At 72.3% G+C, this 11,616-nt stretch carries 8 protein-coding genes; 7 read left to right on the top strand and 1 reads right to left on the bottom strand.

Annotation, left to right across the window (positions count from 1 at the left end):
- Window positions 1-15 precede the first annotated feature (15 nt).
- Window positions 16-2,478 carry a hypothetical protein gene (locus ABFS34_01975; protein MEN8374196.1) on the top strand — a complete coding sequence of 821 codons (2,463 nt, stop codon included), beginning with the start codon at window positions 16-18 and terminating at the stop codon, window positions 2,476-2,478.
- Window positions 2,479-2,658: 180 nt separating this feature from the next.
- Here ABFS34_01975 and ABFS34_01970 read toward each other — a convergent pair whose 3' ends face one another.
- Window positions 2,659-3,159, bottom strand: coding sequence for a DinB family protein (locus tag ABFS34_01970; protein ID MEN8374195.1), 501 nt, complete (start codon window positions 3,157-3,159; stop codon window positions 2,659-2,661).
- Between ABFS34_01970 and ABFS34_01965 the strand changes: the two genes are divergently transcribed.
- From ABFS34_01965 to ABFS34_01940, 6 genes are all read left to right on the top strand, one after another.
- Window positions 3,158-4,966: an amidohydrolase gene (locus ABFS34_01965; protein MEN8374194.1), complete on the top strand. Its 1,809-nt coding sequence runs from the start codon at window positions 3,158-3,160 to the stop codon at window positions 4,964-4,966. The genes ABFS34_01970 and ABFS34_01965 overlap by 2 nt on opposite strands.
- Window positions 4,967-5,109: 143 nt before the next feature.
- Window positions 5,110-6,393: an isochorismate synthase gene (locus ABFS34_01960; GenBank protein ID MEN8374193.1), complete on the top strand. Its 1,284-nt coding sequence runs from the start codon at window positions 5,110-5,112 to the stop codon at window positions 6,391-6,393.
- Between the two features lie 13 nt (window positions 6,394-6,406).
- Window positions 6,407-8,191: a 2-succinyl-5-enolpyruvyl-6-hydroxy-3-cyclohexene-1-carboxylic-acid synthase gene (gene menD / locus ABFS34_01955; protein ID MEN8374192.1), complete on the top strand. Its 1,785-nt coding sequence runs from the start codon at window positions 6,407-6,409 to the stop codon at window positions 8,189-8,191.
- Between the two features lie 103 nt (window positions 8,192-8,294).
- Entirely contained in the window at window positions 8,295-9,128 is an 834-nt protein-coding gene (gene menB, locus ABFS34_01950) for a 1,4-dihydroxy-2-naphthoyl-CoA synthase (protein MEN8374191.1), read from the top strand.
- Window positions 9,125-10,024 (top strand): 1,4-dihydroxy-2-naphthoate polyprenyltransferase, encoded by a 900-nt coding sequence (locus ABFS34_01945; protein MEN8374190.1) that lies wholly within the window; start codon window positions 9,125-9,127, stop codon window positions 10,022-10,024. The genes menB and ABFS34_01945 overlap by 4 nt, the downstream gene beginning before the upstream one ends.
- Window positions 10,021-11,616 carry a class I adenylate-forming enzyme family protein gene (locus ABFS34_01940; GenBank protein MEN8374189.1) on the top strand — a complete coding sequence of 532 codons (1,596 nt, stop codon included), beginning with the start codon at window positions 10,021-10,023 and terminating at the stop codon, window positions 11,614-11,616. The genes ABFS34_01945 and ABFS34_01940 overlap by 4 nt, the downstream gene beginning before the upstream one ends.

Raw genomic sequence — 11,616 nt, 5'->3', positions numbered from 1 at the left:
CGGATCGAGGCCTGAGTGTCCTTCGGCAAACGACTCCTGGAAAGACTCAAGCACGGCGACGTGTGGCGCGTGCTGGCCATCTACCTGGCGGCTGGCTGGGTGGCTCTGGAGGCCATCGACGTGCTCACCTCCGTCCTGCGATTGCCCGACTGGTTTCCGGCGGTGGGCCTGGGCATGCTGGTCGTCGGCCTGCCCATCGTGCTCGCCACGGCGATCGCCCAGGCGCGCTCGCTTTCTTCCAGAGCAGAGCCGGGTATTTCCCCCGCTCGGGCCGGTGCGGAGGCCACCCAGCCGGCGTCATCTCCGCCCCGCCCGCTCTTCCCCGCCTCCGTCGGAAAGCTGCTCACCTGGAAGAATGCCATCGGCGTGGGCATCCTGGCGTTCGCCGCGTGGGGCGTATTCGCGGCCGCCTGGGTGGCGTTCTCGGGGGGCCCCAGGGCGGGCGCCGCGTTGGTCGACGTCGCAGCCGACGCCGACCCGGACAAGGTGGCGGTGGTTCCGTTCACGGTCCGGGGCGGCGCCGAGTACGCCTACCTGGGCGACGCGATGGTCAACCTGCTGACCAGGAAGCTGGACGGCGCCGGGGACCTGCGCACCGTGGACGACCGCTCGGTCCTCGATTTCCTCGACGGTCGCGAGGCGCCGGAGGTCGAGCCCGGAATGGCGGCGGCACGCCGCTTCAACGCCGGTACGTGGGTCACGGGCGACATCTTCGCGGCCGGCGGCCGGCTGGAGCTCAGCGCGGCCGTGTACCGGCGTGGAGACGACGAGCCCTTGAGCAGGAGCACGGTGGAGGGCCCGGCCGAGGAGGTCCTGGACCTGGTCGACCGGATGGCCGCCGGCCTTCTCGCCGAGATGGGCGGCGGGCCCACCGCGCGGGTGCAGCGCATCGCCGCCGTCACCACGGACTCGATCGATGCGCTCAAGGCATTCCTGGAGGGGGAGCGCCTGTATCGGCGAGGACGCTTCGACGAATCCACCGAGGCGTTCCAGCGGGCGGTCTCCATCGACACCGCGTTCGCGCTCGCCTACTACCGCCTCAGCCTGCTCGCGGAGTGGAACCTGCGGGGCGACCTGGCCGACTGGGCGGCTGACCGCGCGGTCCGGTCCCTGGACCGGCTCGCCGACCGCGAGCGGGAGTTGCTCGAGGCGCTACAGGTACGCCGCACCGGCGACAACGAGCGTGCGGCCCGGTTGTACAGGTCCATCCTCTCGCTCTACCCCGAGGAGCGCGAAGCGCTCATCGACCTGGCCGAGATCCTGATCCACGCGGCGCCCCTGCGGGGAGGATCGTTCGCGGCGTCGCGGGAGGCGTTCGAGCAGGTGCTCTCCATGGACCCCGAGCACTCCACGTCGCTGCTGCACCTCGCCCGAGTCGCGGCGGCCGAGGGGAAGCTGGCGGAGCTGGACTCGCTCGGCGATCGCTTCCTGCGCATCAACCCCACCGGCGATCGCGCGCTCGAGATCGCCACGTTGAGGGCGTTCGCGCGCGGAGACTCGCTCGCGCAGGAGCGCAGCCTCGCCGCGCTGGCGCAACCGGAGACCTCCGAGTTGAGCATCGCGCTCGCGGCCTGGGACGTCGCTACGTACGCCCGCAACCTGGACGGCGCCGAGCGGATCAGCCGGTTGCTCACGTCCCCCGGACGATCGCTGGGCGGGCACACCCTGGGTCACTCGTGGCTGGCGCACGTGCTGGCGGCGCGTGGGCGGCTGCGCGACGCGAGGGCGGAGTTGGATTCGCTGTCGTCGGAGAACCCGGGCGTCGCGGCCGAGTTCGAGCTGCTCTTGGCGCTGGCTCCGTTCGCGGTCGCGCCGGACGGGGCCCTCGAGGCGGCGCGCGCCCGGCTGACGGCGCTGGACGTCGAGGCGATCCCACCGTCGGGCAGTCCGTCGATCGTGTTCAGCGCGCTCGACGGGCTCCACCACGTGATCGTAGCCTACCTCGACGGGCTGGCCGGAGCGCGCCTAGGAGATGGGCCGGCCGTCGACTCCGCGGCCGCCAGGCTTCGGGAGGCGGCCGTGCCGCGGGGCGCCGGCTCGCTCAACCTCGACCTGGCGGCGGCGGTCGAGGCGGAGCGCGAATGGCTGGCAGGCGAGCCCCTGCCGGCGCTGTCGAGACTGGACGGCGCGCGGCGCGAGGTGTGGTACGGCCAGACCATGGCGTCGCCTTACTTCGCGCAGGCGCGCGAACGCTTCGTGCAGGCGGAGCTGCTGTTCGAGCTGGGCCGACTCGAGGAGGCGCTGCCCTGGTACGAGCACCTGGTGGAGCTGGGCCCCTTCGAGCTGCTCTACTATCCGATGGCGGAGCTGCGTCAGGCGCAGGCGCACGCGCGCCTGGGTCGAGACGAGCGGGCGCGGGAACACTACGTCCGCTTCCTGGACCTGTGGTCGAACGCAGATCCCGAGCTGCAGCCGCTGGTCGAGGACGCACGCCGCGCGCTCGACTCCCTCGACGCGAGCGCCCCCACCGCCCCCTAGTGTGCAACGGTACACTAGTGGACTGTAACAGGTGAGTACTTAGCATTCGAGGGGCGATGCATCCCGCCCGGGGTCGTTGGGACTCCTCGCAATAGCGCTGCTATTACTCGTCCTCCCGCCTCCCCGGATCGGGCGCCTCGCCCCTCTCGGTGCTTAACTATCATCTGCTACCGTCCACCACTAGAAGTCCGGCTCGTCGGCGCTGGGGCCGTAGATCTGCGGCACCGCAGCACCCGCCAGCCGCAGGTAGACCGTCAACTGTCCGCGGTGGTGGATGGCGTGGTTCATGATGAAGCCGCGCATCGCCGCCACCCGGTGGGCAGAGAACACCTCCTTTTCACCGTAGCGGAGCGTCCACGTATCCATCCACGCCTCCTGCGGCGTGTCCCGGATCGTCGCCAGCGCCTCGGCTACGTGGCCGTCGAACGCGGCCAGCATTGCCTCCACCGAGTCGAAGGCCGCCAGCGGACTGCCCCTGGCCGCCAGATCGAAGCCGTCGCCGCGCAGCGTCACGCCGACCAACATGGGGAGATTGGCGACGTGGCTCGCCAGCTCGCCCATGGTCCGGGACTTCTCGTGGGGCCGCCAATCCAGGGACGCGGGTGGAACGCGCTCAAGCGCCCGGCGGGTCGTGGAAGTTTCGTGGGCCCATTCGGCGGCCATCGCTTCGGACAGAGACATGCGGGTGCTCCAGTCGGCGGATGAGGAGGAAAACGACTCGCAAGTTATGGCGCTGCGCCGGCGGGCGGGAGAGGGCGGACTTTCCGGAGTGTGCGCGGTGGCGCATCTTCGCTCGACCATGCGCCTGGCCTACGTATTCGCCCTGATCGGCATCGGCGCGTCCGCCGTCGCCGGATGCGAAACCGACGTTTCCACGGAGGAGGACGGCGCCGTGATCGCCGACCTGGTTCTGACCGGAGGCCGCGTTTGGGTGGGCCCGGAGGTGGACGCGAATTCCGGCCGCTGGCCGACGGCGGTCGCGGTCGAGGGGGGCCGCATCGCGGCCGTCGGATCCGACGCCGAGATTCTGGAGATGGCGAGCGCCGCCACGCGCCGGATCGATCTGGAGGGCCGCCTGGTGGTCCCGGGTTTCATCGATGCACACACGCACTTCATAGACGGCGGATTCGAGCTCTCCGCCGTGCAACTGCGCGACGCCGGCACGCCCGACGAGTTCGTGGCGCGCATCGGAGCGCGCGCCCGGCGCTCGCCCGAAGACTGGATCATGGGCGGGCAATGGGACCACGAGGCGTGGGGTGGACGCCTGCCCGAAAGGGCCTGGATCGACTCCGTCACCCCGGGTACGCCCGTGTTCGTGCAGCGTCTCGACCTGCACATGGGCCTCGCCAACTCCGTCGCGCTCGAGCTCGCGGGGATCGACGTCGATACGCCGGATCCCCCGGGGGGGACCATAGTGCGGGACGAGGCCGGGCGCCCGACCGGCGTGCTCAAGGACGAGGCGATGAGTCTCCTGTGGGCGGCCGTCCCGGAGCCGGGTCCGGAAGCGATGGACCGTGCCCTTGAGGCCGCGGCTGCGCACGCGCTGGCGCACGGCGTCACGGCGGTTACGCACATGGGCACGTGGGACGACCTGCAGACGTTTCGCCGAGTGGCGGCCCGGGGCGAGCTCCCGCTGCGCGTCTACGCGGTCGTTCAGATCGAGGATTGGGGTCGTCTCGCCACCTTCGTCACCCACGACGGGCGCGGCACGGAGCGCCTGCGTTGGGGGGCGGTCAAGGGCTTCGTCGACGGCTCCCTGGGGTCGGGGACCGCGTGGTTCCACGAACCGTACAGCGACGAGCCCGATAACCGAGGGCTCGTGGTGGAAGACACGGCGCGCCTGGGTGAGGCGATCGTGGGCGCCGATTCGGCCGGACTGCAGTTGCTGGTGCACGCGATCGGAGACGCCGCCAACGACTGGCTTCTGGAAACGTTCGCGGCGGCCGAGGAAGCCAACGGTCCCCGCGATCGGCGTTTCAGGATCGAGCACGCGCAGCACCTGACGACCCCCGCCTTGCGGCGCATCGTGGATCAGCGCGTGATCGCATCCGTGCAGCCATATCACGCGATCGACGACGGACGTTGGGCCGAGAGGCGTATAGGTCCGCGCCGTAGCCTTACCACCTACCCGTTCCGGGACCTGCTGGATAGCGGAGCGCGGCTGGCGTTCGGCTCCGATTGGACGGTCGCGCCGATAGACCCGCTGCAGGGGATATACGCGGCGGTCACGCGGCGGACGTTGGACGGCGCCCACCCGGACGGTTGGGTGCCGCGCCAGAAGATCGGCCTCGCGGAGGCGCTGACCGCGTACACCGCCGACGCCGCCTACGCGAGCTTCATGGAGGACGAGTTGGGGCGGGTAGAGACGGGTTTCGCCGCCGACCTGGTGGTGCTGTCCGCCGACCTCTTTGCGATGGATCCGGCCGCGCTCGCCGACGCGAGAGTCGATTTGACGCTCGTGGGCGGGGAGGTGGTGTTCGCGCGCTAGAGCGGCGTCGCGCCGCTGGACCCATCACGCGCCGGCAGGTAGGATGGTCGGCGATCGGGCCCTGGACGGGCCGACTCGCGCCGGCGTCCTCGCCGGTACCCTGGCCATCTTCGAGACGAGGTAGTTCACTGGCGGCTGGAACTGTGGGAGCCGCGGAGTCGCGCGCGGAGGCAGAGGCGCGTCTGGACGGGGTCGACCCCGCCGCGGTTCTGCGCGCCGGCGACGGACGCCCCCGGGGCCTCTGGAGCGACGCCCGCGGCTGGTGCGCCTGGTTCGGGGAAGCGACGGTCCTGACCGCCTCCGGCGAGGGGCGCTTCGGCCAGATTCGCGCCGCCGCCGAACACGCCGCGGGGCGCGGCGGCGGACGGTTTTTCGGTGGTTTCGCCTTCCACGACGCTGGCGATGAGGTGACGCGGTGGGTGGGCTTTCCGGCGGCTCGCTTCGTCCTGCCCGCGGTCGAGGCGCGCGGGGACGCGGACGGCGTGCGGCTGCGAGTGCGGGCGCAGGGGAACGGCGATGCCCGGGCCTTGCTCGAGGAGGTGGCGGCGTCGGTACGGGCGCAGACCGCCCCGCCGTCGTCCGGGTCCGGCGCTGACCTTCCCGAGGATGGCCTGCGGGAGCCGCACGGCGGCTGGAACGCGACCGTGCGCGCGGCGCTGGAAGAGATCGGCTCGGGGCGGCTGGAGAAGGTGGTGCTGGCGCGCGCCATGGACGTGCCGGTCATGGCCGATCCCGTCGGCGTGACCGTCGGGCTCCGTTCGGACGAGCCCGACGCCCGTGTCTTCCTGTTCGAACCCATTCCGGGCAGGGCTTTTCTGGGCGCTGCGCCGGAGTCGTTGGCGGACGTCCGGGACGGCGCGCTGCGTACCACCGCCGTAGCCGGGTCGGCGCGCCGCGGGTTTACTCCGGCAGAGGACCGCGCGCTCGCGGAGGCCTTGCTGGGCAGCGCCAAGGACCGCGCCGAGCAGGCGCTCGTCGTGCGCGACATCGCGGCGCGTCTGGCGCCGCTCGTGCGCGACCTGGACGTAGAGCGGGGCCGCCATCTGATTCGTTTCGCGCGCATCCAGCACCTTGAAACCGTCCTGCGAGGGCGGCTCGAAGCGGACGTGGACGCGCTGGGGATCCTGGAGGCCCTGCATCCCACTCCCGCGGTCGGAGGAGCGCCGCGCGGCGAGGCGCTGGACTTCATCCGCCGCACCGAGGGCTTCCGGCGCGGCTGGTACGCCGGGCCGGTGGGGTGGTTCGAGCCCGGCGGCGACGCCAGCTTCGCGCCGGCGTTGCGGTCCGCGCTCTACAGCCGCGAGGTGGGGTGGCGGTTGTTCGCGGGAGCCGGGATAGTGCACGGGTCGGAGCCGGAGAAGGAGTGGGCCGAGACCGCGGTGAAGCTGGAGCCGGTTCTGGCGGCGCTGCGGCGCGCGTGCGGTTGAGCCGCGTGCGCGCGTGAGTCGCCTCGCCAACGAGCTCTGGGGCCGCACCGTAGCCCTGGCTCTCGCCCGCAGCGGCGTGCGTCTGGCGTGCGTGTCCCCGGGGTCCCGCTCCACGCCACTCGTGCTCGCGCTCGCCGGCGTCCCCGATCTGCGCCTCGTGAGCTGCCTGGACGAGCGCTCGGCTGCCTACTTCGCGCTCGGCGCGGGCCGCGTGGGTGGCGGGCCGGCGGTGGTGGTCACTACCTCCGGCACGGCGGTGGCGAATTTGTTTCCGGCCGTGGTCGAGGCCGCGCAATCCGAGGCCCCGCTCCTGCTTCTGACGGCGGATCGCCCGGCCCGGCTGCGCGACGCGGACGCCAATCAGACCATCGGCCAGGCGGGCATCTTCGGGGCGTACGCGAGGTTCGCCATCGACGTCGGCGAGCCCAGCGAAGACCCCGCGGCCCTGCGCGTGCTCGCGGCCAAGGTCGCGCGCGCGGTGGCGGCCGCGCGAGGCCGGCCGGCTGGCCCCGCGCACCTGAACGTGCCGTTCGCCAAGCCCCTCGAGCCGGAGCGCCAGGCCGCCGTGACGGCTGTGGCCGCCCCTTTCGAGGCAGCGCGCGTCCCGCGCCACCACGTCGGGGTCGCGGGGCCACCTGCCGCCGCCGTGGAGGACGTCGCGCGGACGCTGGCGGCCGCCCAGCGACCGCTGCTGGTGTGCGGTGCCGTGCCGGATTCCGCCTCGGTCGGGGCGCAAGCCCTGGCGCTGGCGCGAGAGACGGGCACACCGGTGCTCGCCGATCCCTTGTCGGGCGCGCGCTTCGGACCCGGCGCGACGGAGGTCACGGCCGGCGCCGCGGACCGCTTTCTGAGCGACCCCGCGGTGCGCCGCGCACTCGCTCCCGATGTCGTGCTGCGGGTGGGCTCCACGCCCACGTCGGTCTCGGTCCAGGCGCTCCTGGAGGAGGCGGGCGAGGCGCCACAGATCGTGGTCGACGGCGGCGGACGGTGGAAGGACCATCAGGCGCTGGCCGCCAGCTACGTTCGCGCCGACGAGGCGGGCACCCTGCGGGCCCTGCGCGAGGCCGGGGAGAGGAGCCGGTCCCCGGAGCGCGCGGCCTGGACCGACCTGTGGCGGCGCGCGGAGGGGGCCGCGCAGGAAGCCCTGCGGGACGCCACCACAGCCGTCGCCAGCGCCGACACCGCCACGCTGTTCGAGGGCGCGGTGGCGCGAGAGGTGGCGGCGGCGGCGCCGGCCGGAGCCACCCTGTTCGTGTCCAGCAGCATGCCGGTGCGCGACCTCGACGCTTTCGCGGCACCCAGGGACGCCGCGCTCCGGGTCCTCGGCAACCGCGGCGCGAGCGGCATCGATGGCGTCGTCAGCTCCGCGCTGGGGGTGTCGGCGGGAGCGCCCGCCGCGGGTCCGGTGATAGCGCTCATCGGCGACCTGGCGCTGCTCCACGATGCCAACGGCCTCGCGCTGGCCGGCGCGGCACCGCGCTGCGTGTTCGTCGTCGTCAACAACGACGGCGGCGGCATCTTCCAGTTCCTCTCGATACGCGAGTTCGAGCCTGAATTCACCGAGCACTTCGCGACCCCGCACGGGCGCGACCTGTCGCTGCTGGCGTCTTTTCACGGACTCGACCACTCGGAAGCGCCGAACCTCGGCGCGCTCCCCGAACGGCTGGCGGCGGCGGTGGCCGCGGAGCGGAGCGCGCTCTTGGAGATACGGACCGAGCGGGAGTCCAACCGGACCGCGCGCGAGGCGGTTACCAGGCGCATCGTGGACGCCGTTACGTCCGCCATGCCCACGACGTAGCGGCGGGAAGCTCGTGGGCGTAGGATCGGGCGTCAGGGTCATCGCCCGCCGCCGCGCTCCGACAGCCCGGCCGCGGGCCCGCAGAACACCGCGCTGAAGAACGATGGATTCTCTGAAGACAGCCAAGGAATACCAGGACATCACCTATCGCAAGGGCCAGGGAATCGCGCGCGTCGCCTTCAACCGACCAGAGGTGCGCAACGCCTTTCGGCCGGAGACGATTCACGAGATGATCGACGCCTTCCGCGACGCGTGGGACGACACGGACATCGGCGTCGTGCTGCTGTCCGGGGAGGGACCGTCGCCCAAGGACGGCAAGTGGGCTTTCTGTAGCGGGGGTGATCAGCGCGTACGCGGGGACGCCGGCTACGTAGGCTCCGACGGCGTGCCCCGGCTGAACGTGCTTGAGCTGCAGCGCGTCATCCGCACCATGCCCAAGCCGGTAATCGCGCTCGTTCCCGGATTCGCTATCGGTGGCGGCCACGTGCTGCACGTCGTGTGTGACATGACGCTCGCCGCCGAGGGAGCGGTCTTCGGGCAGACCGGGCCCATCGTCGGCAGCTTCGACGGCGGTTTCGGCGCGTCGTACCTCGCGCGCATGGTCGGCCAGAAGAAGGCCCGCGAGATCTGGTACCTGTGTCGTCAGTACTCCGCGCAGGAGGCGCTGGACATGGGGCTCGTGAACGCGGTAGTGCCGCTGGCGGAGTTGGAGCAGGAAGGCGTGAATTGGGCGCGTGAGATCCTCACCAAGAGCCCGCTGGCCATCCGCTGCCTGAAGTCGGCCTTCAACGCCGACGTGGACGGCCAGGCCGGACTCCAGGAATTGGCGGGCAACGCGACCCTCCTGTTCTACATGACCGAGCAGGGCCAGGAAGGTCGCAACGCTTACAATGACCGCCGCCCGCCCGACTTCCAGCAGTATCCCTGGCTGCCGTGAGCCGTTCTCCGCCGGCGGCTGACTCGGCCGGCGCCTGGATCCTCGCGGCCCGCCCCAGGACGCTGCCGGCCGCGGTCGCACCGGTGCTGGTCGGCACCGGACTCGCGGCCTCGCACGGCGCGCTCGCGCGCGGCCCGGCCCTCGCCGCGATGGCGGGGGCGCTGCTGATCCAGGTCGGCACCAACTTCGCCAACGACTATTTCGATTTCCACAAAGGGGCGGACACCGACGCGCGCGTGGGCCCCGTCCGCGCCGTTCACGCGGGTCTGCTGGGCTCCCGCGCGGTGGCCGCGGGCAGCGCGGGCGCCTTCCTCGGCGCGACCGCCTGCGGCGTCTATCTGACCGCGGTGGCAGGCTGGCCGGTCGTGGTGATCGGGCTCGCGTCGATCGCGGCGGGCGTGCTGTATACAGGCGGTCCGGTACCTATCGGCTACGTGGGGCTGGGGGACCCTTTCGTGTTCGTATTCTTCGGGCTCGTCGCGGTCGGGGGGACGTACTACGTTCAAGCCCTCACGCTGGCTCCGGACGCGCTGCTCGCCGGTGCCGCAATGGGTGCGCTGATCACGGCGATTCTGGTAGTGAACAACCTGCGCGACATGGACACCGACGCCGCGGCCGGCAAGCGTACGCTCGCCGTGCTGCTGGGCGAGGTCGGCACGAGGGCCGAGTTCGCTCTGCTGGTCGCTGTCGCCTTCGCGATCCCGCTCGTGGGCGTCGTCGAGTACGGCTGGCCCTCTACGACGCTCTTCGCGCTGGCGACGGCGCCGCTGGCGCTGGGGCCTGTGCGCGCCGTAATGGCCCGGCGCGACCCGGCGCGCCTCAATCGCGCGCTCGGATCCACCGCCAGGCTCGTCGCGTTGTTTGGAATCCTGTTCACGCTGGGCCTGGTCGCGTGAGCGCGCGCCGCTTCGACGACGCGCTCCGAGTGCGCGCGCGCGCAACCCCTGACGCAGTCTTTCTCCAGAGCGAGAAGGGGCCGGCTACGTTCGGCGCCACCGACACCGTGGCCGATCGGCTCGCGGCCCTGCTCCGGTCCGCGGGACTCACGGGGCCCGTCGCGACGGTCCTGCCCATGGGCCCCGCGATGGCGGCGCTGGTGTTCGCCGCCGGCCGAGCCGGGCTCCGGCTCGCGCCCCTGCACAGGCGCAGGTCTCCGGCCGAGCTCGTGGACGCGGTCGGCGCGCTGGAGCCGTGCGCGATCCTACACGACTCGACGACCGCAGACATGGCCCGGGCCATCGCACAGGGCGCCCCGGTGCTGGACCTCGAGCGGCTGGTCGCCGGCGGGCCCATGCCGCCGGTGCCCGCGCGTTGCGAGCCGGCCGACGTGGGACCGAGCGACCCCGAGATACGACGCGCCCTCGACACCGCCCGCGAGGCGGCGCACTACGCCGGCGTCTACCCGCCCGCCGATGCCTCCGGCCGGCTTCCGCTGGGCCCCGAAGCCGACGCCTTCCTGCTGTGGACGTCCGGGACCCGAGCCGGGCCGCGCGCCGTTCGCCTCTCCCACGCGAACCTCATGGCGGTCGCCGGAGGTAGCGCGCTGCGCCTCGACCTGGCTCCGGACGACCGTTGGCTCGCTGCGCTGGACCCGGCGCACGTGGGGGGGCTCGCGTTGCTCGTGCGCGCCGCGGTGGTCGGTTTCAGGCTGGTCAGTCGGGAGCGCTTCGACGCGACCGAGGCCGCCGCGCTGCTGGACGCCGGAGAGGTGACCAGCGCCTCCCTCGTACCCACGATGTTGCACCGCTTGTTGCGGGAGCGGGGCGACCAGCTGGCGCCGCCGCACTGCCGATGCCTGCTGGTCGGCGGCGACGCCGTGCCGCGGGCGCTGCTGGAGAGGGCGTTGGACCTGCGCTATCCCATCGCGCTCACGTACGGCTTGACGGAGGCGGCTTCCCAGGTGTGCACGGCCCCCCCGGCGCTCGTGCGCGAGAAGCCGGGCACGGTGGGCTGGCCGCTGAAGGGGGTCGACGTCCGCATCGACGAGGCGTCAGGCGAGATCCTCGTGCGTGGCCCCTCGGTGTCCGCCGGTTACGCCGCCGGCGACGCCCCCATGGCCGATGGTCGCGGCTGGCTGGCCACCGGCGACGTGGGTCACGTGGACGGCGACGGTCACCTGTGGGTGATGGGGCGGCTGTCGGACCGCATCGTCACGGGCGGGGTCAACGTCGATCCAGCGGAGGTGGCCGCGCGGCTCGCCCTGGATCCCGCGGTGGAAGAGGTCGTCGTGGTGGGCGTGCCCGATGAGGAGTGGGGGCAGCTCGTCGCCGCAGCCGTGGTGCCGCGGGGACCCGCGCCCTCGCCCGAGCCGGAAGAACTGATTGAGCGCTGGAACGAGACTCTGTCGAGTCCCATGAAGCCCCGCCTCGTACGCCTGGTGGCCGAGCTCCCGCGTAACGCCAGCGGCAAGGTGGACCGCACCGCCGTGCGCGCCCTTTTCGGAGCGGCCACGCCTTCCCGCCCGAGCCCCTCAGGGGCTTCCCTCTAG

This window comes from Gemmatimonadota bacterium (genome assembly GCA_039715185.1).
Classification (GTDB): domain Bacteria; phylum Gemmatimonadota; class Gemmatimonadetes; order Longimicrobiales; family RSA9; genus DATHRK01.
Note: the sequence above shows the minus strand (reverse complement) of the source record. Positions and strands in the feature narration are given on the sequence as shown.

Bases quoted from the DNA above. Each gene is read 5' to 3' on its own strand.
- ABFS34_01970 (MEN8374195.1), bottom strand. From the start codon at position 3,159: ATGTCTCTGTCCGAAGCGATGGCCGCCGAATGGGCCCACGAAACTTCC.
- menB (MEN8374191.1), top strand. From the start codon at position 8,295: ATGGATTCTCTGAAGACAGCCAAGGAATACCAGGACATCACCTATCGC.
- ABFS34_01965 (MEN8374194.1), top strand. From the start codon at position 3,158: ATGCGGGTGCTCCAGTCGGCGGATGAGGAGGAAAACGACTCGCAAGTT.